A 22279-nucleotide genomic window follows, 5' to 3' on the forward strand; every position below is an offset into this window, starting at 1 on the left:
AACGATTATTGCGTAAACGCTTGTTGCAGCGCGGCAACGGCGGCTGCGGGATCGGCCGCTTCCGTCACCGCGCGCACCACCGCCGCACAACCCACGCCGGTTTCCAGCACCGCGGGCAGCACCTGCAGATCGATTCCGCCGATCGCCACGAGCGGCACCACACCGTCCAGCAGGCGAACGTAGCGCGCAAGTCGCTTGAGACCCTGCGGCGCGGTGGGCATGACTTTCGTGGTGGTCGGGAACACCGCGCCGAGCGCAATATAGCTGGGGCGAAAATGCAGCGCTTTCAGAATTTCGTAAAAGCCGTGCGTAGACAGCCCGAGGCGGATGCCCGCCGCCGCCAGCGCGGCGAGGTCCGCCGTGTGCACGTCCTCCTGACCGAGGTGCACGCCGTAGGCGCCCGCCTCCAGCGCAGCCTGCCAGTGATCGTTGATGAAGACCTGCGCGTCGTGGCGCCGCCCCGCCGCCACGCAGCGAACTATTTCACGCTGGAGTTCGTCGGCGGGATGAGCCGACTTGCGGCGCAGTTGGATCGTCTTTACGCCAAAGCCAAGCACTCGCTCGACCCACTCCACGTTCGGCAGGACCGGATACAGCCCGAGCCGCTCGGGGCAGCGCGCAAATGCCTCGGCCGGCGCCTGCGGCAGACCGGCGAGGCGCGGAAACGTCTCGAGATTGCAAGGGAACGCGTCGCCGCCCGCATGCGTGCGGGTTTCGTCGCCGTCGCGCCAGGCCAGCGCCAGCACGAGCGCGTCGTGGGGATCGAAACCGCAATCCAGAAAGGCGGCGAGCGCGGCAATCCAGTCTTCCGCCAGATGCCCTTCCAGCCGGTACTTTTCGCCGCCTAGATGCAGCGTCGCCTTGTGCTCGGCGGCTTCGACCACGGCCGCGCCCTGCACGAGCCAGCGCGCCATCTGCTCGCCGTGCCGGGCGGCGTCGGCGACCACGATCAGATCGCCGCCGTTCGGCTCGTCCGGGGCAGTCAGGCAGATGCGCCACGGCGCGTGCGTGGGCGGCCAGTCGCCGAGCCGGGCGCGGATGCGCTCGGCGGCTTCGGTGAGTTCGTCGGCGGGCGGCCAGAACAGGTCGCGGTCTTTCAAAGTCAATGTCTGCGTCATGCGGCGCTCCCATCCTGGTGCCAGAACGGCATGCCGACCACCGGCGTGCTCGCGTGCGCGCTTTCGCGCTCGGCCATGGGCCCGGCGAGAAACGCCTCGCGGCCCGCTTCGACGCCCAGCGCAAACGCGCGCGCCATGGCCTCCGGATGGGTCGCCTGCGACACCGCGGTGTTGAGCAGGACGCCGTCGAAGCCCCATTCCATCACCTGCGCCGCATGCGACGGCACGCCGAGCCCCGCGTCGACGATCAGCGGCACGTCGGGCAGCCGTTCGCGCAACACCCGCAAGCCATACGGATTGATCACGCCTTTGCCGGTGCCGATAGGCGCGCCCCACGGCATGAGCGCCTCGCAGCCCGCGTCGAGCAGACGGCGGCCGATCACCAGATCTTCGGTGCAATACGGCAGCACCTTGAAGCCGTCCTTGACGAGCTTCGCGGCCGCCTCGATGAGGCCGACCGGATCCGGCTGCAGCGTGTAGTCGTCGCCGATCAGTTCCAGCTTGATCCACTCGGTTTCGAAAATTTCCCGGGCCATGTGCGCGGTGGTCACCGCTTCGCCGACGGTCAGGCAGCCGGCCGTGTTAGGCAGCAGCGGCACGCCGTGGCGCTTGAGCAGATCGAAGAAGCCGGCTTCGGCGCCGCCTTCGTTCATCTGCCGGCGCAGCGCGACGGTCACCATGCCGGGCCGCGCGGCGTCGATCGAATCGGACAGCGCCTGCAGCGACGGATAGCGCGACGTGCCGAGCAGTACGCGGCTTGCGAAAGTCTGGCCGTACAGCGTGAGGGCGTCGGCGGTTTGGGGGGAAGTCATTTGCATCATCTGGTCTCCGGCAATGCAGGGCGGCGATTGCGTGGATTAGCGTGGTCGGTGCGTCGGGGGCGTGGCTGTTGCGTGGCTGTTGCGTGGCTGTTGCATGGCTGTCGCGAGGGCCATTGCGTGGCCGTTGCGCGGGCGTCGCCAGGGGCTTGCGCGGCGCTTGCCCACGCTGAGCCCACCTCACGCGCCAGCCATCGTCAACCGCCGGCCACCGGCTGCACCACATCGAGCTTGTCGCCCGGTTGCAGCGCACGCGCAGCATGCTGCGTGCGCGCGACAAAATCGCCGTTCAGCGCAACGGCAAACGGCGGCCGCGCGCCGTAGGCGGCGAGCGCATCCGCGACAGTCGCGCCCTCGGGCAGCGACAACGGCTTCTGATTGATATGAATGTCCATGGCGTTCAATTACGGTTCAGTCGATGGCCAATGCGCAAGCCCGCAGCGCGCACCGCGAGCCGGCGCTCATGCCGGCTCCCGCGTGCGGTCCTGCTGGAACAGCTCGCTCCAGCGCGCGCCGTGCTGCCAGTGCGCGAACGCGTCGGCGTCGCCGATGCGCCCGTCCAGCAGCGCTGCCGCGAAGCGCGCGGCTTCGTCGGCGACTTCGGGCACGATCATGTAGCCGTGCCGGTAAAGCCCGTTCACTCGCAGCGTCTGGCCGCCGTCCCATAGCAAGGCAGGCCGATGATCCGGCAAGGTCGGACGGCACTGCGAATTCAGCTCGAGAATGCGCGCCTCGCCGAAGCCCGGATGCACCGAAAACGCCGCACTCAGCAGCTCCAGCGCGGAACGCACGCTCACGGGCGACATGTCCTCGCCTTCCACTTCTGTTGCGCCGATCACGTAAAGGTCGTCCTGCTTGGGCGCGATATAGAGCGGGTAGCGCGGGTGCAGCAGCCGCACCGGCCGGGTCAACCGGATGCCCGGCGCATGCACGCGCGCCACTTCGCCGCGAATGCCGCGCAGCGTCGGCAACACGGGTTTGGCGCCGAGACCGCGGCAGTCTATCGTCACGCGCGCCGGCGGCAGCGCGTCGTCGCGCACCGGCGTATTCCAATGTGTTTGCACGCCGCGCTGAGCGAGCCCCGCCGCCAGAGCGCGCAGCACCTGGCGGTTATCGAGCTGCCCCTCGCGCGGCAACAGCCAGCCCTGGTTGAAGCGCCCTGCAAGCGCAGGTTCGGCCGCACCGACCTGCTCGCCGGCGAGCGCGACAAAGCCGCCGTCCAGCAATTCAGCCGGGGCGTTCGAGCGTACGCGTCTTTCGAACAACGGCGCCTCGGTTCGATCCGCGTGATGCCAGACCACGAGCGTGCCATTGCGCTGGAAGAACACCGGCTCCGGCAGCTCGGCCAGCACTTGCGGCCATGTGTCGAGCGATGCCGCGCCCAGACGCGTGATCAGCAGTTCGGCGCTGGCGGCTTCGGCTAGCGGCGCCAGCATGGCCGCGGCGACCCACGCGGCGGCCTGCGAACCCGCGGCGTCGCCGCGTTCGTAAAGCGCCACGCGATGGCCTTCGCCGGCAAGCCGCCATGCGACGAGGCGCCCGCACAGGCCGCCACCGAGCACGGCGAAATCGGGTTGTTGCGCGGCGCGGCTCATCGGGCGAGCTCCGTTTCAGGGCGCTGCGTAAAAGCGATGCAGCGCGCGTCACTTGCAGCGCGGCCAGGAGCAAAACACATAACTGAACAATAGGCGGTCATCGAGTCCTTTCCGTACGGCCAACAAGAAGCGCGTACCCAGGACGAAACCGGCGGGCAAGGCCGGCCGGGCAACAGGCGTGCTCGTCTTGAGTACGCCGCCCGGCGGGGAATGGAAGACTGGCTGCTTCCGGAAACTTCCCGCGCCGGTATTACCCGGATCGGGTGCAAAGGGTCTCTCTCAGCCTCGCTGCCGCAGCGTGGAAATCACGCCGCTCAAGTGCGAAGCACCCCTGTTTCGTCAAAGGTCATTAGACCATAAAAGGCGCGGCGCTCGCAAACGAGCGGCGCATCGCCGCGCACGCGGCTTGATCCGGCACTATGTTTTTGCGTCGTTCTCCTTCCGCGCGAGGCGACCGGGCGGTATCCCAGGTAAGCGTCTGGCGCTCTGGCACAATGCAGCAGAGATGGCGCGGCGAATGCGGCATTCGCGCAAGCCCGCCGCAACGTATCGCGGCGGGGTGCGCGGCCGACTTGCGGCAAGCTCCGCTCCGCTGCTTAATCCTCGTTTAAGCGCTGGGCGCCAGAATTGGCGCCGCGACGTGCTCTCGCCAGACGCGGCGCCCGGACGGGCCGGGCACTTCCGAATGGCTGGTCGCCACGTCAGCCCAAATAGAACAGCACTCCTCAGGACGCACATGAGAACAGATATTTCTGCCAGCCCTGCCCTGCCGCCCGACGACAAGGTCTCCGCATGGAGCCTGATCAAGCCCTACTGGGTGTCGGAAGAAAAAAAGACGGCGTGGGCGCTCCTTGTCGCCATCATCGCGATGAACCTGTTGGTCGTGTGGATCAACGTGCGCCTGAACCGCTGGAGCGCGGACTTCTACAACGCGCTGCAAACCAAGAACGTGCGCGACTTCCCGCATCTGCTGATGATCTTTTCGGGGCTTGCGTTCGGCTACATCATTCTCGCCGTGTACGGGCGCTACTTGCGGCAGATGCTCGGCTTTCGCTGGCGCCAGTGGCTGACCAGGCGCTATCTGAACGAATGGTTGCACGACGGCGCGTTCTACCGGATCGAGCGCGACCGCCTCGCCGACAACCCCGACCAGCGGATCAGCGACGACCTGCAGTCGTTCGCCACCACGACGCTTTCGCTCACGCTCGACCTGCTGTCCACCGTCGTCACCCTGGTATCGTTCATGACGATCCTGTGGACGCTTGCCGGCGCGCTGACCATCACGCTCGGCGGCGTGCCGCTGCATATTCCGGGCTACATGGTGTGGGCGGCCGCGCTTTACGCGGTAGTCGGATCGCTCGTCATCCAGAAGATCGGGCACCCACTCGTGCCGATCAACTATCAGGCACAGAAAGTCGAAGCGGATTTCCGTTTCGGCCTGATCCGCCTGCGCGAAAACGCTGAGCAGATTGCCTTCTACGACGGCATGGACACGGAGAAGAAGAACGCGTATTCGCTGTTCGGCCGCATCCGCGACAACTGGTGGCAGGTCATGAAGTACACGAAGCGCCTCACCTTCGTGCTGAGCTTCTATGGCCAGATCGCGATCATCTTTCCGCTGGTGGTCGCCGCACCGCGTTATTTCGCCGGCGCCTTCACGTTCGGGGTGCTGATGCAGATTTCCAGCGCGTTTGGCACCGTCAGCGATTCGTTTTCGTGGTTCATCAACAGTTACTCCACGCTGGTCGAGTGGCGCGCCACGGTCAACCGTCTGCGTGAATTCAAGCGTGTCGTGCACGCGCCGCGTCTGAAAGAATCCGTCTCGCCGGCCACCGCGCATGGCGGCATCAACCTGCATTTCGTCGACGCCGACAAGCTCGCCACCGACGGCCTCAAGCTCGCACTGCCGAACGGCAACCCGCTCTCGCGGATCCGCGACATTGTGATTCGCCCCGGCTCGCGCTGGCTGGTGCGCGGCCCGTCCGGTTCGGGCAAGAGTACGCTGATGCGCGCGCTCGCCGGACTATGGCCGTTCGGCGACGGCGCAATCGACGCGCCGGTCAACGCCCGCATGATGTTCATCCCGCAAGTGAGCTACCTGCCCATCGGCACGCTGAAAGCAGCGCTCGCATACCCGTCGGCGGCAGACACCTTTACCGACGACGAATGCCGCGAGGTGCTCGTCACCTGCCATCTTTCGCAATACGCGGACCGTTTGCAGGAATCCGGCCACTGGACGCGCATTCTCTCGCCTGGCGAGCAACAGCGCCTCGCCGCCGCGCGCGTGCTGCTGCACAAGCCGGATTATCTGTTCCTCGACGAAGCGACGAGTGCACTCGACGCGGACAACGAGGCGCGTCTGTACCGTCTCTTTACCGAGCGGCTGCCGAAGGCGGCGATTGTCAGCGTCGCGCATCGCGAGTCGCTGGCGGCATTCCACGATGAAACGCTCGAGGTCGAGCGCGCCGCCGAAGCGGTGGCGGCTTAACTATGCGATGTGACCTCGCGGCCGACGCCCGGGGGGTTTCGAGCCCGTCGCACTGATCACCGGCGCAGGTGCTGGTGTCGGTGCTGGTGTCGGTGCCGGCGTCACTGCGGCACACCCGAGCGAAGCGTTCACGTCCATGCAAATGAGAACCGCGTCTGAATCGCGGCAACATTCGGAAACGCACGCGAACAGTTAGAAAGCATTTGCGAAGCGAGCAAGCTTTTCCGCCCTTTGAAACAAGGCCGAAACAGCGACGATAGCCGTGCGCGCCGTCCCCGCGGCCCGCACGCCATCCACTGCTCACGGACTATCGCTCATGTCACTCTATCGCCCCGCCTGTTCCTCGATTCATCGTCTCGCGCTTGCTTTCGGCGCGGCCGTGCTGATCGCAGGCACCGCCCACGCGGCGCAAACCACGCCGCCGAACGAACCCGCCGACGTGTGCCCCGCGCTCAAGCACATCGTCGAAGCATCCGACTTCACGCAATTGCGCGCCGCGCCGGCCGCGCAACTTCCAGGCATTCAAAGCGCCGAAGACTGCCGCGCCAGCGCGCATGCCTACGATTGCCACTGGCGCGCGCACTGGCAGGCCGACGGTTTCGTCAACGATCCGCTCGAGGAGATGGGCGCCGACATCGCCGCGTGCTTCCCGACTGTCGTGCATGACGTCAACACACCGACACGCCAGCATTTCATCGTGACCACCGCCGGTCGTCGCGTGAACGTGAGCGCGAGCGTGCAAGGTCAAAACGAATTGCGCCTGCGCGTCGCGCGCTAGATCGTGCCCGCGCGACGATGGACACGTTGCATCGCTCACCGCGTTTGCGCCTCGCTAAGCGCTTCTGCGTTGTTCATGTTTATCGCACCTCGCTTTCCGTCATGACCTTCCTGCCTGGCACACGTGCAGACCCTTTCACGCGAGTCCCCCGGGCGGCGCGGGTCATGTTGCGGCGGCCCGGCGCGCGGCTTGCAGCGTGCACGGCGCTGACGTTCGCACTGAACGGCTGCGCGTGGACACTCATTCAGGCTGCCGACGCCACCGGCTCGGTGATTCAGGCCGGCTACGCGATCGCCGCGAACTATTCGTCGCCGACCTTCGTGAGCGGCCGGCCCGCGGATGTGAGCCACGTTTGCATCGAGGTGAACACTGCAGTGTCGGTCGGGGATTTCGTGCCGGCGCTGCAACTCGCGCTCGAGCGCCGCGGCATTCGTTCGGACGTCTACAATCCCGGCACCTCGCCTGCAGGTTGCGAAGCGCGCCTCGTGTACAACGCCGCGATCGACTATGGCCGCCGTTCGTTCAGCGACGATGCGATCCAGTATCTGTCGATCATCGACCTCACGCTCGTGCAGAACGGCCGCATTCTCGTTACCGCCCGCTATCAGACAGGCGGCCTGAATACCGACCGCTTTTCCTCCGCGTCCACCAAGCTCAATGGGCTGATCGACAGAATGGTGATCGACCGGACCGATTTCAGCCGGCAGACGCTGCAAACTTCGCAGATCAATTAAACATAGGCCGCTTGCTTTTCCTTACGCGAGAAAGGATTGGAAAGCGTTGCCGGCTTTGCCGCACCCGCACGGGACACTAAGATGACCTGATGAACCCATCCATTCTGGTCGTCGACGACGACCCCGTTGTCCGCAATCTCGTCAGCCAGTATCTCGAAGGGCGCGGTTTCAAGGTCGCCACCCTCGAGCACGGCATGGCGTTGCAAAGCAAGCTGCGCGACGAACGTCCCGCGCTGGTCGTGCTCGACATCATGATGCCGGAGCTCGACGGCATCAGTGCGCTGCGCGCGCTCCGCGTGGCGGGCGACGACATTCCCGTGATTCTGCTCACCGCGCGCGCCGATCCTATCGACCGTGTGATCGGTCTTGAGCTCGGTGCTGACGATTATCTCGGCAAGCCGTTCGAGCCGAGTGAACTGGTCGCGCGAATCCGCACGGTGCTGCGGCGGCGCGGCTCGATTGCGCCGAGCGCGCCTGAACAGCGCGCGCCTTACCGGTTCGGCCGCTTCGAAGTGAATTTCCCGGCGCGCGAATTGCGCCGCGACGGCGAGCGCATCGCGCTGCGCTCGAGCGAATTCGCGATGCTGAAAGTGTTCGTCACGCATGCGATGACCGTGCTCACGCGCGCGCAACTGCTGGAGAAACTGCACGGCAACAGCGAGGCGCATCGCAACCGCAGTCTCGATGTGTCGATCTGGCGTTTGCGCCGGCTAATCGAGGTCGATCCGTCCGAGCCGCGCTACGTTCAAACGGTCTGGGGACGCGGCTACGTGTTCGTACCCGATGGCGAGATAGGCGCAGCCGAGCGCGGCCCGGCCACGCTTGCGGAATAAGCGCGGCAACCGTCGCAGCCCAACGCGAACCGCACAGCAGCGCGCCGCGGCCCGCGCTAGAACGTCAGCACACTCAGGAACATTTTCTGCAGCCAGCCCATGGTCGTCGCGTCGGAGATCATGCCGGTGCCGGCCTGTTCGATGCGGGCATTCGCGACCTTGCTCGAAGCGACGTAGTTACCTGCTTCGATATCCTTAGGATTGACGACACCCGACAGCCGCAGACGGTCGCGGTTGCCGCTCATCGAAATCACCTTCTCGCCCGATACGATGAGATTGCCGGTGGGCATGGTGCCGATCACGGTCACGGCGAGCGTGCCGGTCATGCCGCTCACGTCGGTCAGGCTGCCCTGCCCTTTGAAATCCGTGCTTGCCGAACCGATATTGAACAGCCTCGCAAGCCGCGCGGCTGCGCCCGTTGATTTGTCGGCGGCGTCGGCGGTAATGCTGCTCGCGCGGCTCGCGGCCGCGGTCGAACTATTGTTGCCGCTATACGACTCGGAAAGTCGGATCGTCAGCACGTCGCCGATGTGCTGCGCGCGCGGCGTCTCGTACAGCACCATCAGCGTGCCGGCCTGGTAGATAGCGCCCTGCGTGTTGACGTTCAGCGGCGCCGAAACGAGCGGCGGCGCCATCGGCGTTTCGACAATCGACCTCTCCCCGCTTGCACAAGCGGACAGAACCGCCGCCGCGCATAGCGCGACGGAAACACGTAGCGTAAGCATTGTTTTACTCCTGGCCTCTATGGGTTTGACTTCGGCCGACTCTTCAACTGCAATGACCGCATGAGCCGCGGCGCATCTCAACCGGCTTCCGCATCGCTCGCCTGCCACTGCCGCACGACAGATTTGACCCACGCGTCCGAGCCCTTGAGCAGGTACGTGAGCGTGCCGTTGCGCGTGCCGGGCAGGAAACACAGCGTGATGGAGCTGACCGCGTTCTCCCACACGTAGACGGGAAGCGCGCCTGGCGACGACACGTTCTGCGTCGCGTGGCGCGGCGGGCCGTAGCGCTCCACGAGCGCATCGCGCAGGTCCTCGGCGGTAATTTCGTCGATCACGAAGGACATCTCGTAGAGGCGCAGCGCGCTTTGACCATCGCTCTCAGCTCCCATGCGCGCAAAGCGCAGCACATGTTCGGCCGCCGGGGCGCCGTCCACCACCGCTTGCGAAAGCGCCCAACCGTCATCGCCGCGATGCGCCCAGTGGCACGCGACCGTCAGGCTCTCGCGCGACTTCAGCCGCATGCCGAGCGCGCCTGCCTGCACGTCGGTCTCGCAGACCGGCACGCTGCCGAGCGGCGTCGCCCGCACGTTCGAACCGGCGCGAAACTCGTCGAGCGTGATGCCAAGCGCAATGCCACGGAACGCGAACGGCGTGTCCTGCGTTCGCCGTCGGGCGTCGGCCAACGTGTCTTTCGAAGCTGGCGGCGCGGCCATCACGCCCGCATCGCGCGCGATCACGGTGAGCGGGCACATGCAGCACAGCAGCGCCAGCGCGCAGGCAATCCGTTTGGCTCTCATGATTCAGTCGATAGCGGATGAACACATGTCGAACGGGGTGGCCGCCGCATGACCGACGACCGGGATGATCTTCAACGTGGCCGACGTGAGCCGGCACGGCAGCGCGGCCACCGCGCAACCGTCGAGCGGCACGAGCGCCGCGCCGAGCGCGAACCACGCAGCGGCGCGTATCAGACGCCTGGATAGTTTCGGAGTCGACACACGAACCTCGGTACGTCAGGCGGTGGTGTTGACGTGATGGCCCACCAGACCCGCAGGCAACGACGGCTGCTGCTGGGTCGCGGAGCTTTTGGCTTGCGTGGTGTTGGCGGAATTCGCGGCGCTGCCTGTAGACGCCGGCTTTTCCGCCGGCCTGGCTGGCGCGATCGACGAAAAGTGGGTGGAATTGAGCTTGCCTGGAACGGTCATGGTGAGCCTCGCAAAGTGCTGGGTTGGCTGGATGTCTGCGGCGCGCCGCGCGCGGGCTGCACGAATGCACGGCGGCTTTGGCTTCGCCGGCGTGCGGCGCGACGTATCGCAGGACGAATCATCCCGCTGCCGCCGCCCCGCCGATGCACGAAGAAAAGCGCGCTTTCCGGCGGTTCTTACGACCGGTTTCAAGGGGTTTCCAGCAGTTGCCGTTGCAGCAGGATTGTTTCCGCCTTGCGGCCCGAAGCGATGCGAATGCGCTCTGGCAGCGTGCTGCGCGCTGTCAAGGAGCGCTATGTGGGAATATGCGGTGAGCGTTGGGTGACGGGCTTTACGCGCTCATCTGCCGGCTTCGCACCGAAGCGGCAGCGCAATACGTAAGCGTTGGTAAGAAAACTGTCGGCCGCGCGTTGAGCGCGTCGGTCTAGAATTTCGCCATGAATCCACAGGTCCTTATCGTCGACGACGATCCGGTCGTACGCGATCTGCTTTGCAAGTTCTTGCAGTCGAACGGCTTCGACGCGTCGGTGCTGCACGACGGCACCCATCTCCAGCGACGGCTCGAGCGCGAACGGCCGTCGGTCGTCGTGCTCGACATCATGATGCCGAACACCGACGGGCTGCGGGCGCTCACCGCGTTGCGCGCCGCCGGCGACGACATTCCAGTGATCTTCGTGACGGCGCGCGGTACGGTGGCCGACCGCATCGTCGGACTCTCGCTCGGGGCGGACGACTATCTGACCAAGCCCTTCGATCCGCGGGAACTGCTCGCTCGTATTCACACGGTGCTGCGCCGCCGGGGTCCGCCCACCACGAGCGCGCCTGAAGCCCGCAAGCCGTACAGGTTCGGTCCTTTCGAACTGGACTTCGCCACGCGCTCGCTGTCGCGCGCGGACGCGAAGCTGCCATTGCGCGACAGTGAGTTTGCGCTACTGAAAATCTTCGTCAACAACCCGTACAAGGTGTTGTCGCGCGTGCTGATTCACGACCTCGTGCACCGCGACAACCTTGCCTTTCGCGACCGCAGTCTCGACGTGCCGATCTGGCGCCTGCGCCGCGTGATCGAGGACGATCCGTCCAATCCGCGCTACGTGCAGACGGTTCGCGGCAAAGGCTACGTGTTCGTGCCCGACGCCGACGGCACACCGTTTGCCGACGGGGCCGCCGCTGGCGCATGAGAAACCCGCTGAACACGCTATTCGGCAGAATGGCGTTGCTTTCCACAGCGGTGCTCCTCGCGATTCAGGCGGGCTGGTTCGTGCTCATCGTCATGCAGCCGCCGCGTCATGAGATCGACGGCTTTGCACGCGGCGTCGTGCTGGCCTTGCAGGCCGTCAACGGGGAGCCGATCCAGGGCGCGGCGCTCGCGCCCGCCATGCGCGTTCATCTCGTTCCGACCTGGAACATGCCGCCGAGCGTGCACCTGCGTGAACCGACGGACCATCTGGTCGTCCAGTTGACCCGGCATCTGCGCGAGACGCTTCCGCCGGGCACCCAGATCGCCGTCGACGACCTGCGGCCGCCGCAACTGTGGGTGCTGTTTCCGGGCAAGTCGAACTGGGTGGTGCTGCCGGTGCACCTGCCGCCGCCGCCGCGCTTTCTGATCGAAGCCGTTTCGATGCTGGTGGCGGCGCTGATCCTGTCGCTGTTCGCGGTCTGGCAGATGCAGCGCCCGCTCTCGCGCGTCGCCGACGCCGCGCGCGCCTTCGGCTCAGGCGGACGGCCCGAGCCTGTGACGGTGCAAGGCCCGCGTGAATTGCGCGATCTGATCGGCTCGTTCAACGACATGATGCGACGCCTGAACGAAGCCGGCGACGACCAGGCGGTCATGCTGGCCGGCGTCGCGCATGACCTGAAAGCGCCGCTCACCCGGCTGAAGCTACGTGCAAGCGTGCTGGTGGCGGAAAGCGAGCGGGCCGGGCTGATCCGCGATGTGGATTCCCTCACCAACATCGTCCAGCAGTTCCTGGAATTCGCCGGCCAATCCGCCGACGCGGGGCCGCCCGTCGCTGTCGACGGATTCTTGCGCGAGCAGTTTTCCGACAGCGCGAACAGCGCAAGCGCCGCTCCCGATCACGACGCCAGCGACAACCCCGACGAAGCCCCGTTGTTCAGACTCGATCTACGTGCGGGCCCGTCTTTCACGCTGCCGCGCACGTTGCTGGACCGGCTCGTGACGAACCTTGTCGAGAACGCGCTCGAGCACGGCGCGCCGCCTGTCGAAATTTCCACCGCGCGGCGCGACGGACGCTGGCTCATCAGCGTGCGCGACCACGGCGGCGGCATTCCGGACGACCGCATTGCGGCCGCGATGAAACCCTTCGTGAGGCTCGATGCCGCGCGCGGCGGAGAAGGCCATTGCGGGCTGGGTCTCGCGATCGTCGCGCGGCTCGCGCACGATCGCGGTGGCTCTTGCCATGTGCGCAATCATGCGAAAGGTGGTCTGGAAGTATGTATCGAGTTGCCGGTCGTGCCGGCGCTGGCGGCGGCGTCGGCGTCGGTGTCGGCGTGACGTGCCGGCCAAACCGCAACGGGGCGGCGCGATGCCCGTACTTACGCAGCCTTACCGGATCGGGTATCGGATCGCAGCAGGCCTTATAGTTGGCCCTGGCAACCTCGATGCCGCCCTTCTCAGTCCGCCCGCTTATCTGGGGGCGGATTTTTTTTGCCCGCGTTTGACCGGCGGGTCGGTCGCGCCGGGGTCTCTTGCTTGCGTCTCTTGCTTGCGTCTCTTGCTTGCGTCTTCTGGCGGCGTGTTACGCGCCGCTGCCCTCCGTGGTTGAAACCACGAGTCTGCTGCGCAAGCTTTCGATTGCGGAATCCGAAACGCCAAGACCCTCGGTGAGGTAGCGCGTCATCGTCCCGTAGCTTGCCTGCACCTGATCGAAGCCTGCCTGCAGAAAACTTTCCCGAACGCCAAGCAACGGCTCGTGAATCGCGGCGAGGGCGTCGCCGTCCTGCGCACGCAACGTGTCCCTCATCGACCTGATGGCCTGCGCGCGGTAGACGTTGCTGAGCAGATAGTCCTGCATGATCACGTCGAGCGGCACGTTCGCAATGCTCTGCAAAAGCGCCGCGACCCAGCCGGCCCGGTCCTTGCCCGCGTTCGAATGGAACAGTTGCGCACCGGTGCCGTCCGCAAGTTGGCGCAAGAGCGCGCCGAAGCCCGCCCGCTGCGCGGCGCCGGTCACGTAGCCGCGTGCCTGCGATTCCATGAACCCGACCGCGTCCGCCGCCGAATTGAAGGCGGGTGGCACGAAGTCGCGCACGCCCAATACATCCAACGCCTGCGAAACCGCGCCGCGCGGCAGGATGTCCGCCGTTCGCTCGATCTCGCCCGGCGTGCGCAGGTCGAAGATGCCGACAATGCCGAGCCTTTCCAGCGTGGTCTGGTCGGCCACGCTGAGCGTCAACGCATTCGAACGGAAAAAGGCGCCGCGGCGCATCTTCTTGCCGTCGACAGTCGGATAGCCCGCAGCAGTGCCCGCGACGTCGCGAAAATTGTCCACCGATGCGAGCCGCGGCGTCTCACCCTGCCCGTCGTCCACGCTGCCGCCGCATGCGCTGAGCAGCGTGCTGCTCATGCCGGATGCAAGCAGCGCGCTCGCCGAGCGCTTCAGGAAAACCCGTCGCGATGGGCTCGCGGCAAGCGCCTGTGCGGGCGTGGCCATGGGCACAACATAGCGGCGTCGTGGCGGGCAGGTTTTGGCGGTGGCGGGCATCAGGCGATTCGACGTAGCAGGCGCAAGCCTGAGTAAATAACGTGCAGCCGTTACGCTGCGGGCGCAGTTTAACGTTTCCAATAATTCTTCTGGTTACGGCGTATTAGTTCGTAAGCAATGTTTGCACGTTGGCTCGGCTGTCGGGCGTGCGCTACCGGTGTGCCGGCTGCAACAGCCTTCTTATCTCTCCTATCGGCGGCTTACCGTTTGCTGCCAATCTTGACCGGATGTGGCCGCACGACGCCTAGTCCCCGTAGAATGGAAAACGGTCCCACGCGCCGCCGGCACACCGGTACTGTCCACGCTTCTACAAGAAAGGCAGGCAATGTGTTCGGCATGGCAGCCTCCTGCATCGCATTGCGACCTGAGACCGCGACCCACGTTGCCGCTGATTTGCCAGATAAGCACATGAAAACGATTGTTCTCGGAGGCGGCGTGATCGGTGTAGCCACCGCTTTTTATCTGGTCCAGCACGGCTGCAAGGTCACGCTGATCGAACGGGAGCCGGACGTGGCGCTCGGCACGAGCTTCGGCAACGCGGGCGTGATCGCGCCCGGCTATGTGACGCCGTGGGCCGCGCCCGGCATGCCGGCGAAGATGCTCAAACATGTGTTTCAGCCCGCTTCACCGCTCATTTTTCGCCCGACGTTGGACCCCGCTCAATGGCGCTGGATCGCGCAATGGCTGCGCGAATGCAAGCTCGAACGCTTTCGCGTCAACAAGCAGCGTATGCAGCGAATCGCCTACTACAGCAGCGAGTGCCTGCGCGAATTCCGCAGCCGCCATCCGTTCGACTACGGCCGCAGCCAGGGCTATCTGCAACTCTTTCGCAGCGAGCGCGACGTGGAGCTCGCGCAACCGGCGCTCGCGGTGCTGCGCGACGCGGGCGTCGCGTATCGGGAAGTGAGCGCCAAACAATGCGTGGACATCGAGCCGGGCCTGCGTTGGGCGCGTGCGACGCCCGTGTCGGGCATCCATTTTCCCGACGACGAAGCCGGCGACTGCGCCCGCTTCACGCGCGAACTGCGTGCAATCTGCGAGCGCCACGGCGTACGCTTTCGTTTCGACACGCGCGTGACGTCGCTCGAAGTGGCAGGCGGTACGGTGCGTGGCGTGGGTATGCAAAGCGAGCGCGGCACGCAGATCGAGCCGGTGGACGCCGTGGTGGTCGCGCTGGGCGTCGACAGCGCGGCGCTGCTCGCGCCGCTCGGCGTGAAGGTGCCGCTCTATCCGGTCAAAGGCTATTCTGCAACGCTGCCCATCATCGACGATGAAAAAGCGCCGCGCGCCGTGCTCATGGACGAATCGCTGAAGACGGCCATTACGCGCTTCGGCGACAACCTGCGGGTAGCGGGCACGGCGGAACTCGGCAACCGCGAAGCGACGCTGCGCGAGCAGGCCTTACAGACGCTGATGAAAGTGCTGGCGGACTGGTTCCCGCACGCCGCGACGCCCACCTCCGCGCACTTCTGGGTCGGCCGCCGGCCGATGACGCCGGACGGCGCGCCCTTGCTCGGACCGTCGGGCATCGGCAACTTGTGGCTCAATGTCGGCCACGGCTCCACCGGCTGGGCGATGTCGATGGGCTCGGCGCGCGTAGTCGCCGATCTGATTGCACAGCGCGAGCCCGAGATAGATCTGGAAGGGCTCACCCTCGCGCGTTACGGCAAGTGACAGCACCGCTGTCCCATGCCGACCCGCGAAAAAAACCGGGTCACCTCGTTGAGGCGCCCGGCTCTGCTTTTTACCGCTGCTTCTTACCGCTGCTTCTACCGCTGCTTGTTACCGCTGCTTCTTACCACTTTAACGGTGCCGCCCGATATCGCTCCGGACCGGCACCGTGTCGTCTCCACCTCTTCCTGCAAGCTCTGGCCCGCAGCCGACGACGTTAGCGCGGCAACTCCGAATGGCCCATCAGGAACGCGTCGACCGAGCGCGCGCACTGGCGGCCTTCGCGGATCGCCCACACGACGAGCGACTGGCCGCGGCGCATGTCCCCGGCCGTGAACACCTTGTCCACCGACGTGTAGTACGCCTTGTCGCCTTCCGTGGACGCACGCACGTTGCCGCGGGCGTCCTTGTCGACACCGAATGCCTCCAGCACCGGCGACACCGGCTGCGTGAAGCCCATGGCGAGCAGCACGAGGTCGGCCTTCATTTCGAATTCCGAGCCCGGCACTTCCTGCATCTTGCCGTCTTTCCATTCGACGCGCGCCGCGATCAGCTTCTCGACCTTGCCGTTCTTGCCTTCGAGGCGCTTGGTGGCAACCGCCCAATCGCGCGAGCAGCCTTCTTCATGCGACGACGACGTGCGCAGCTTGATGGGCCAGTAAGGCCACACGAGCGGCTTGTTCTCTTCTTCGGGCGGCTGCGGCAGCAGTTCGAACTGCGTAACGCTCTTCGCGCCATGACGGTTGGACGTGCCCACGCAGTCCGAGCCGGTATCGCCGCCGCCGATCACCACCACGTGCTTGCCCTTCGCGAGCAACTGGTGCGGGACCTTGTCGCCGGCATTCACCTTGTTCTGCTGCGGCAGGAATTCCATCGCGTAATGGACGCCTTCCAGTTCGCGGCCAGGCACGGGCAGATCGCGCGGCGTTTCCGCACCGCCCGCAATCACCACTGCGTCGAAGTCTTCCTTCAACTGCTCCGGCGTGACCGTTTCTTTCGCGGTGTTGCCGATAAACGGCGGCAGCGAATCGGCTTTGCCGACGAACACGTTGGCGCGGAACGTCACGCCTTCCGCTTCCATCTGGCGCATGCGGCGGTCGATCAGCCACTTCTCCAGCTTGAAGTCCGGAATACCGTAACGCAGCAGGCCGCCAATGCGGTCGTTCTTTTCGAACACCGTCACTTCGTGGCCCGCGCGCGCGAGTTGCTGCGCGACTGCGAGGCCGGCCGGGCCCGATCCAACCACGGCAACCTTCTTGCCGGTCTTGTGCTTCGGCGGTTGCGGCGCAACCCAGCCTTCGGCCCAGGCTTTGTCGATGATCGCGTGCTCGATCGACTTGATGCCGACCGGGTCGTCATTGATGCCGAGCGTGCACGCCGCTTCGCACGGCGCCGGGCAGATGCGGCCCGTGAACTCGGGGAAGTTGTTGGTGGAATGCAGCACTTCAATCGCGTTCTTCCAGTCCTGATGGAACACCAGGTCGTTGAAGTCCGGGATGATGTTGTTCACCGGGCAGCCGTTGTTGCAGAACGGAATGCCGCAGTCCATGCAACGCGCGCCTTGAATCTTCGCTTCGTCGTCGGTGAGGGCCGCGACGAATTCCTTGTAGTGCTTCACACGCGTGAGCGGAGCTTCGTACGCCTCGTGGCGGCGCTCGAACTCGAGAAAACCGGTTGCCTTGCCCATGTGGTTCTCTTCTCTATCTGTATCTAGGGGTGATCTGGACCCGCCGCGCATCGGATTGCCGAGCGGCGGCGGGTACGGCTAAGGGTGGCGGCGTCGTGCTGACGGCTCAGGCGGCGAGAACTTCCTTGTTCGCCTTCTTCGCGGCCATTTCGCCCAGCGCGCGCTTGTATTCGGTCGGGAACACCTTCACGAATTGACGGCGCGACGCGTCCCAGTTTTCGAGCAGCGCTTTTGCACGCGGCGAACCCGTGAACTGGAAGTGACGTTCGACGAGACCCTTGAGCAGTGCTTCGTCGGTGGTACCGGCATGCCACAGGCCACGGTCGACGGTGCGCTCCTGTTCGGCCTGTTGCAGCACGGGCTCCAGTGCGACCATCGACTTGTTGCACTTGCCCGCGAACGTGTTGTCCGGGTCGTACACGTACGCGACGCCACCCGACATGCCTGCCGCGAAATTGCGGCCGGTTTCGCCGAGCACGACCACCGTGCCGCCGGTCATGTATTCGCAGCCATGATCGCCTGTGCCTTCAACCACCGCCGTCGCGCCCGAGTTACGCACGCAGAAACGCTCGCCCGCCACGCCGCGGAAGAACGACTCGCCTTCGATCGCGCCGTACATTACCGTGTTGCCGCAGATGATGTTCTCTTCCGACTTGCCGCGGAAATCGTTCGTGGGACGAATGATGATGCGCCCGCCCGAGAGGCCCTTTCCGACGTAGTCGTTGCCGTCGCCGACCAGATCAAGCGTGATGCCCTTCGCGAGGAACGCGCCGAAGCTCTGGCCCGCCGTGCCCTTCAACTGGATGTGGATCGTGTCGTCGGGCAGACCGTCGTGGCCGTACTTCTTCGCAATCGTGCCGGACAGCATTGCGCCGACCGTGCGATTGACGTTGCGCACCGGCTGGATGAACGAGACGTGCTCGCCCTTCTCGATAGCCGCCTTCGCCTTCTCGATCAACGTGTGGTCGAGCGCGCGGTCCAGACCGTGGTCCTGTTCTTCAACGTGCTTGCGCGCCACTTCGGCCGGCACTGGCGGCTGATAGAACACGCGCGAGAAGTCGAGGCCCTTCGCTTTCCAGTGCTCGATGCCCTTTTTCATGTCGAGCAATTCGGCGTGACCGATCAGGTCGTCGAACTTGCGGATGCCCAGTTGCGCCATGATTTCGCGCGCTTCTTCCGCGACAAAGAAGAAGAAGTTGACGACGTGTTCCGGCTGCCCCTTGAACTTGGCGCGCAGCACCGGGTCTTGCGTCGCGACGCCGACCGGGCACGTGTTCAGGTGGCACTTGCGCATCATGATGCAGCCTTCCACGACGAGCGGCGCCGTCGCGAAGCCGAACTCGTCTGCGCCGAGCAGCGCGCCGATCACCACGTCGCGGCCGGTCTTCATCTGACCGTCCGCCTGCACGCGGATACGGCCGCGCAACCGGTTGAGCACGAGCGTCTGCTGTGTTTCGGCGAGACCCAGTTCCCACGGCGTGCCGGCATGCTTGATCGACGACAGCGGCGACGCGCCGGTGCCGCCGTCGTGACCCGCGATCACCACGTGATCGGCCTTGGCCTTGGCAACACCCGCGGCAACCGTGCCGACGCCCGATTCCGACACGAGCTTGACCGACACGCTAGCCGACGGGTTGGCGTTCTTCAGGTCGTGAATCAGTTGCGCCAGGTCTTCGATCGAGTAGATGTCGTGATGCGGCGGCGGCGAGATCAGACCGACGCCCGGCACCGAGTAACGCAGCTTGCCGATGTAGTCCGACACCTTGTGGCCCGGCAGCTGCCCGCCTTCGCCCGGCTTCGCGCCCTGCGCCATCTTGATCTGGATCTGGTCGGCCGAGGCGAGGTATTCCGCCGTCACGCCGAAGCGGCCGGAGGCAACCTGTTTGATCTTCGAGCGCAGCGAATCGCCTTCCTTCAACGGAATGTCGACAATTACTTCGTCGCCGATCACGGACTTCATCGTGTCGCCGTTCTTGATCGGAATGCCGCGCAGTTCGTTGCGATAGCGGTTTTCGTCCTCGCCGCCTTCGCCGGTGTTCGACTTGCCGCCAATGCGGTTCATCGCCACAGCCAGCGTGGCGTGCGCTTCCGTGCTGATCGAGCCGAGCGACATTGCGCCGGTCGCGAAGCGCTTGACGATTTCCTTCGCCGGTTCCACTTCGTCGAGCGGAATCGCTTTGGCCGGGTCGAGCCTGAACTCGAACAGGCCGCGGAACGTCATGTGGCGTTTGGTCTGGTCGTTGATCAGATGCGCGTATTCCTTGTACGTCTGATACGAGTTGCTGCGCGCCGAGTGTTGCAGCTTGGCGATCGCGTCCGGCGTCCACATGTGTTCTTCGCCGCGCACGCGGTAGGCGTACTCGCCGCCCGCGTCGAGCATGTTCGAGAGAATCGGGCTCTCGCCGAACGCGTCGCGGTGCAGACGGATCGCTTCTTCCGCCACGTCGAACAGCCCAATGCCGCCCACCTTCGACGACGTGCCCTTGAAGTACTTCTGCACGAGGTCTTCAGCGAGGCCCACCGCTTCGAAAATCTGCGCGCCGGTGTATGACATGTAGGTCGAAATGCCCATCTTCGACATGACCTTTTGCAGCCCCTTGCCGACCGCCTTCGTGAAGTTGTAGACCGCCTTCTCCGGCGACAGGTCGCCCTTCAGACCGGCTGCGAGCTGGCCGAGCGTTTCCATTGCCAGGTACGGGTGCACGGCTTCCGCACCGTAGCCCGCGAGCAGCGCGAAGTGGTGCGTTTCACGCGCGGAACCCGTTTCGACGACGAGGCCCGTGCTCGTGCGCAAGCCCTGCTGCACGAGGTGCGTGTGAATGGCGGCGGTAGCGAGCAGCGCCGGAATCGCGACATTGTCCCGATCGGTCTTGCGGTCCGACACGATCAGCATGTTGTAGCCGGACTTCACTGCGTCGACGGCTTCCGCGCACAACGACGCGAGGCGCGCCTCGATGCCTTCCTTGCCCCAGGCGACCGGATAGCAGATGTTCAGTTCGTACGAGCTGAACTTGCCGCCCGTGTACTGATCGATTGCGCGGATCTTCGCGATGTCCTTGAAGTCGAGCACAGGCTGCGACACTTCGAGACGCATCGGCGGGTTGATGTTGTTGGTGTCGAGCAGGTTCGGCTTCGGACCGATGAACGACACCAGCGACATCACCATGTTTTCGCGGATCGGGTCGATCGGCGGGTTCGTGACCTGCGCGAACAGCTGCTTGAAGTAGTGATAGAGCGTCTTGTTCTTGTTGGACATGACCGCGAGCGGCGAGTCGTTGCCCATCGAGCCCACGGCTTCTTCGCCTGCTTGCGCCATAGGCGCCATCAGGAACTTGAGGTCTTCCTGCGTGTAGCCGAACGCCTGCTGGCGATCCAGCAGAGCCGCGGCTTCGCGGCGCTCGGTCGCGACGTCTTCGGCCTTCGCCTCGATCTCGTCGAGCTTGATGCGCACCGCGTCGATCCAGCTCTTGTACGGCTTGGCGTTCGCGAGGTTGTCCTTCAGTTCCTTGTCGTCGATGATGCGGCCGTGTTCCATGTCGATCAGGAACATCTTGCCCGGCTGCAGACGCCACTTCTTGACGATCTTCGACTCCGGAATGGGCAGCGTGCCCGCTTCCGAGGCCATGATGACGAGGTCGTCGTCGGTGACGATGTAGCGCGCCGGACGCAGGCCGTTACGGTCGAGCGTCGCGCCGATCTGCCGGCCGTCGGTAAAGGCGATCGCAGCGGGGCCGTCCCACGGCTCCATCATCGCGGCGTGGTATTCGTAGAACGCGCGGCGGTTGTCGTCCATCAGCGTGTGCTGTTCCCAGGCTTCCGGGATCATCATCATCATTGCGTGGACGAGCGGGTAGCCGGCCATCACCAGCAGTTCGAGGCAGTTGTCGAACGAGGCGGTGTCGGACTGGCCCGGATAAATGAGCGGCCACAGCTTCGGCAGGTCGTCCCCGAGCACGTGCGAGGCGATCGCGCCGGTACGGGCGTTCAGCCAGTTCACGTTGCCCTTCACGGTGTTGATTTCGCCGTTGTGGGCGATCATCCGGTACGGGTGAGCCAGTTCCCATGCAGGGAACGTGTTGGTCGAGAAGCGCTGGTGCACGAGCGCGAGCGCGGAGACGGTGCGCTCGTCCTGCAGGTCGCGGTAGTACACGCCGACCTGACCCGCCAGCAGCAGACCCTTGTAGACCACCGTGCGCGCCGACATGGACGGCACGAAGTATTCCTTGCCGTGCTTGAGTTTGAGCGCCTGGATGCGGTGGCTCGCGGTCTTGCGGATCACGTACAGCTTCCGCTCGAGCGCGTCGGTCACCATGATGTCCTTGCCGCGGCCAATGAAAATCTGCCGGATCAGCGGCTCGCTCGCCTTGACGGTGGGCGAGATCGGCATGGTGTGGTCGACCGGCACGTCGCGCCAGCCGAGCACGACCTGGCCTTCGGCCTTTACCGTGCGCTCGAGCTCCTGTTCGCAGGCGAGCCGCGACGCGTGTTCCTTCGGCAGGAACACCATGCCCACGCCGTATTCGCCGAACGGCGGCAAGGTCACGCCCTGCTTGGCCATTTCCTCGCGATAGAAACCGTCCGGAATCTGGATCAGGATGCCGGCGCCGTCGCCCATCAACGGGTCGGCGCCGACGGCGCCCCGGTGGTCGAGGTTCTCGAGAATCTTCAGGCCCTGCTCGATGATCTCGTGGCTCTTCTTGCCCTTGATGTGAGCAACGAAGCCGACGCCGCAGGCGTCATGTTCGTTTTGCGGGTCGTACAACCCTTGCGCGGCGGGGACCGGGTGAGCCGGTTGCTGGTGATCGTTCATGGGGACACCGTCTGTGAGGGGCCGGACAGGCCGTTAAACCGTTTTTGTTGCCGCACGTGCACACCCGCCACGGCGAAGGCGCTTTCCGATGCGCG

The 22279-nt window shown here is 65.2% G+C and carries 18 protein-coding genes and 1 riboswitch; of the genes, 7 read left to right on the forward strand and 11 right to left on the reverse strand.

The genetic code is table 11. From position 1 onward, the window contains the following. Nucleotides 1-5: 5 nt before the first annotated feature. The 4 genes from thiE to JNB89_RS19290 all read right to left on the reverse strand — a co-directional run bounded on the left by thiE (nucleotide 6) and on the right by JNB89_RS19290 (nucleotide 3531). Nucleotides 6-1118, reverse strand: coding sequence for a thiamine phosphate synthase (gene thiE, locus JNB89_RS19275; protein ID WP_220363306.1), 1113 nt, complete (start codon nucleotides 1116-1118; stop codon nucleotides 6-8). Next, entirely contained in the window at nucleotides 1115-1930 is an 816-nt protein-coding gene (locus JNB89_RS19280; protein ID WP_041729143.1) for a thiazole synthase, read from the reverse strand. The genes thiE and JNB89_RS19280 overlap by 4 nt, the downstream gene beginning before the upstream one ends. Nucleotides 1931-2133: 203 nt before the next feature. Next, on the reverse strand, nucleotides 2134-2331 hold the full coding sequence (gene thiS, locus JNB89_RS19285; RefSeq protein WP_006052269.1) for a sulfur carrier protein ThiS: 198 nt from the start codon (nucleotides 2329-2331) through the stop codon (nucleotides 2134-2136). Between the two features lie 66 nt (nucleotides 2332-2397). Next, complete coding sequence (locus JNB89_RS19290) at nucleotides 2398-3531, reverse strand: FAD-dependent oxidoreductase (protein ID WP_013340691.1); 1134 nt, start codon at nucleotides 3529-3531, stop codon at nucleotides 2398-2400. A gap of 219 nt (nucleotides 3532-3750) precedes the next feature. Next, nucleotides 3751-3874, reverse strand: a riboswitch (TPP riboswitch). 393 nt (nucleotides 3875-4267) lie between these two features. Here JNB89_RS19290 and JNB89_RS19295 point away from each other — a divergent pair. The 4 genes from JNB89_RS19295 (at nucleotide 4268) to JNB89_RS19310 (ending at nucleotide 8364) form a co-directional block, all read left to right on the forward strand. Further along, nucleotides 4268-6019 carry an ABC transporter ATP-binding protein/permease gene (locus JNB89_RS19295; RefSeq protein ID WP_220363307.1) on the forward strand — a complete coding sequence of 584 codons (1752 nt, stop codon included), beginning with the start codon at nucleotides 4268-4270 and terminating at the stop codon, nucleotides 6017-6019. A 316-nt stretch (nucleotides 6020-6335) separates the two neighbouring features. After that, entirely contained in the window at nucleotides 6336-6797 is a 462-nt protein-coding gene (locus JNB89_RS19300; RefSeq protein ID WP_013340693.1) for a hypothetical protein, read from the forward strand. 164 nt (nucleotides 6798-6961) lie between these two features. Next, complete coding sequence (locus tag JNB89_RS19305; protein ID WP_223216809.1) at nucleotides 6962-7531, forward strand: hypothetical protein; 570 nt, start codon at nucleotides 6962-6964, stop codon at nucleotides 7529-7531. 89 nt (nucleotides 7532-7620) lie between these two features. Further along, nucleotides 7621-8364 (forward strand): response regulator, encoded by a 744-nt coding sequence (locus JNB89_RS19310; RefSeq protein WP_013340695.1) that lies wholly within the window; start codon nucleotides 7621-7623, stop codon nucleotides 8362-8364. 56 nt (nucleotides 8365-8420) lie between these two features. Here the strand turns inward: JNB89_RS19310 and JNB89_RS19315 are convergent, their stop codons facing one another. From JNB89_RS19315 to JNB89_RS19330, 4 genes are all read right to left on the reverse strand, one after another. Continuing rightward, nucleotides 8421-9089, reverse strand: coding sequence for a flagellar basal body L-ring protein FlgH (locus JNB89_RS19315; protein ID WP_013340696.1), 669 nt, complete (start codon nucleotides 9087-9089; stop codon nucleotides 8421-8423). 77 nt (nucleotides 9090-9166) lie between these two features. Next, nucleotides 9167-9886 carry a hypothetical protein gene (locus JNB89_RS19320; protein ID WP_220363309.1) on the reverse strand — a complete coding sequence of 240 codons (720 nt, stop codon included), beginning with the start codon at nucleotides 9884-9886 and terminating at the stop codon, nucleotides 9167-9169. Between the two features lie 3 nt (nucleotides 9887-9889). Then, nucleotides 9890-10057, reverse strand: coding sequence for a DUF6726 family protein (locus JNB89_RS19325; RefSeq protein WP_346655756.1), 168 nt, complete (start codon nucleotides 10055-10057; stop codon nucleotides 9890-9892). A 45-nt stretch (nucleotides 10058-10102) separates the two neighbouring features. Next, nucleotides 10103-10294 (reverse strand): hypothetical protein, encoded by a 192-nt coding sequence (locus JNB89_RS19330; protein WP_013340699.1) that lies wholly within the window; start codon nucleotides 10292-10294, stop codon nucleotides 10103-10105. A gap of 437 nt (nucleotides 10295-10731) precedes the next feature. Between JNB89_RS19330 and JNB89_RS19335 the strand changes: the two genes are divergently transcribed. After that, nucleotides 10732-11472, forward strand: coding sequence for a response regulator (locus JNB89_RS19335; RefSeq protein ID WP_013340700.1), 741 nt, complete (start codon nucleotides 10732-10734; stop codon nucleotides 11470-11472). Continuing rightward, entirely contained in the window at nucleotides 11469-12806 is a 1338-nt protein-coding gene (locus tag JNB89_RS19340; RefSeq protein ID WP_220363310.1) for an ATP-binding protein, read from the forward strand. The genes JNB89_RS19335 and JNB89_RS19340 overlap by 4 nt, the downstream gene beginning before the upstream one ends. Before the next feature lie 244 nt (nucleotides 12807-13050). Here the strand turns inward: JNB89_RS19340 and JNB89_RS19345 are convergent, their stop codons facing one another. Beyond that, nucleotides 13051-13965, reverse strand: coding sequence for a tyrosine-protein phosphatase (locus JNB89_RS19345; RefSeq protein ID WP_220363311.1), 915 nt, complete (start codon nucleotides 13963-13965; stop codon nucleotides 13051-13053). A gap of 387 nt (nucleotides 13966-14352) precedes the next feature. Here JNB89_RS19345 and JNB89_RS19350 point away from each other — a divergent pair, with 387 nt between their 5' ends. Further along, entirely contained in the window at nucleotides 14353-15690 is a 1338-nt protein-coding gene (locus JNB89_RS19350; protein WP_220363312.1) for a D-amino acid dehydrogenase, read from the forward strand. A gap of 214 nt (nucleotides 15691-15904) precedes the next feature. On the opposite strand, the gene JNB89_RS19355 is transcribed toward JNB89_RS19350, so the two are convergent. After that, a complete protein-coding gene (locus JNB89_RS19355) occupies nucleotides 15905-17374 on the reverse strand; it encodes a glutamate synthase subunit beta (protein ID WP_220363313.1) in 1470 nt (489 codons plus the stop codon). A gap of 106 nt (nucleotides 17375-17480) precedes the next feature. Then, nucleotides 17481-22184, reverse strand: coding sequence for a glutamate synthase-related protein (locus tag JNB89_RS19360; RefSeq protein WP_220363314.1), 4704 nt, complete (start codon nucleotides 22182-22184; stop codon nucleotides 17481-17483). Between the last annotated feature and the right edge of the window lie 95 nt (nucleotides 22185-22279).

It is taken from the genome of Paraburkholderia phenoliruptrix (genome assembly GCF_019511605.1).
GTDB lineage: Bacteria > Pseudomonadota > Gammaproteobacteria > Burkholderiales > Burkholderiaceae > Paraburkholderia > Paraburkholderia phenoliruptrix_A.

Excerpts from the sequence above, each read along its gene's own strand:
- thiE (WP_220363306.1), bottom strand. The coding sequence starts at position 1,118 with ATGACGCAGACATTGACTTTGAAAGACCGCGACCTGTTCTGGCCGCCC.
- JNB89_RS19280 (WP_041729143.1), bottom strand. The coding sequence starts at position 1,930 with ATGACTTCCCCCCAAACCGCCGACGCCCTCACGCTGTACGGCCAGACT.
- thiS (WP_006052269.1), bottom strand. The coding sequence starts at position 2,331 with ATGGACATTCATATCAATCAGAAGCCGTTGTCGCTGCCCGAGGGCGCG.
- JNB89_RS19290 (WP_013340691.1), bottom strand. The coding sequence starts at position 3,531 with ATGAGCCGCGCCGCGCAACAACCCGATTTCGCCGTGCTCGGTGGCGGC.
- JNB89_RS19295 (WP_220363307.1), top strand. The coding sequence starts at position 4,268 with ATGAGAACAGATATTTCTGCCAGCCCTGCCCTGCCGCCCGACGACAAG.
- JNB89_RS19300 (WP_013340693.1), top strand. The coding sequence starts at position 6,336 with ATGTCACTCTATCGCCCCGCCTGTTCCTCGATTCATCGTCTCGCGCTT.
- JNB89_RS19305 (WP_223216809.1), top strand. The coding sequence starts at position 6,962 with ATGTTGCGGCGGCCCGGCGCGCGGCTTGCAGCGTGCACGGCGCTGACG.
- JNB89_RS19310 (WP_013340695.1), top strand. The coding sequence starts at position 7,621 with ATGAACCCATCCATTCTGGTCGTCGACGACGACCCCGTTGTCCGCAAT.
- JNB89_RS19315 (WP_013340696.1), bottom strand. The coding sequence starts at position 9,089 with ATGCTTACGCTACGTGTTTCCGTCGCGCTATGCGCGGCGGCGGTTCTG.
- JNB89_RS19320 (WP_220363309.1), bottom strand. The coding sequence starts at position 9,886 with ATGAGAGCCAAACGGATTGCCTGCGCGCTGGCGCTGCTGTGCTGCATG.
- JNB89_RS19330 (WP_013340699.1), bottom strand. The coding sequence starts at position 10,294 with ATGACCGTTCCAGGCAAGCTCAATTCCACCCACTTTTCGTCGATCGCG.
- JNB89_RS19335 (WP_013340700.1), top strand. The coding sequence starts at position 10,732 with ATGAATCCACAGGTCCTTATCGTCGACGACGATCCGGTCGTACGCGAT.
- JNB89_RS19340 (WP_220363310.1), top strand. The coding sequence starts at position 11,469 with ATGAGAAACCCGCTGAACACGCTATTCGGCAGAATGGCGTTGCTTTCC.
- JNB89_RS19345 (WP_220363311.1), bottom strand. The coding sequence starts at position 13,965 with ATGGCCACGCCCGCACAGGCGCTTGCCGCGAGCCCATCGCGACGGGTT.
- JNB89_RS19350 (WP_220363312.1), top strand. The coding sequence starts at position 14,353 with ATGGCAGCCTCCTGCATCGCATTGCGACCTGAGACCGCGACCCACGTT.
- JNB89_RS19355 (WP_220363313.1), bottom strand. The coding sequence starts at position 17,374 with ATGGGCAAGGCAACCGGTTTTCTCGAGTTCGAGCGCCGCCACGAGGCG.
- JNB89_RS19360 (WP_220363314.1), bottom strand. The coding sequence starts at position 22,184 with ATGAACGATCACCAGCAACCGGCTCACCCGGTCCCCGCCGCGCAAGGG.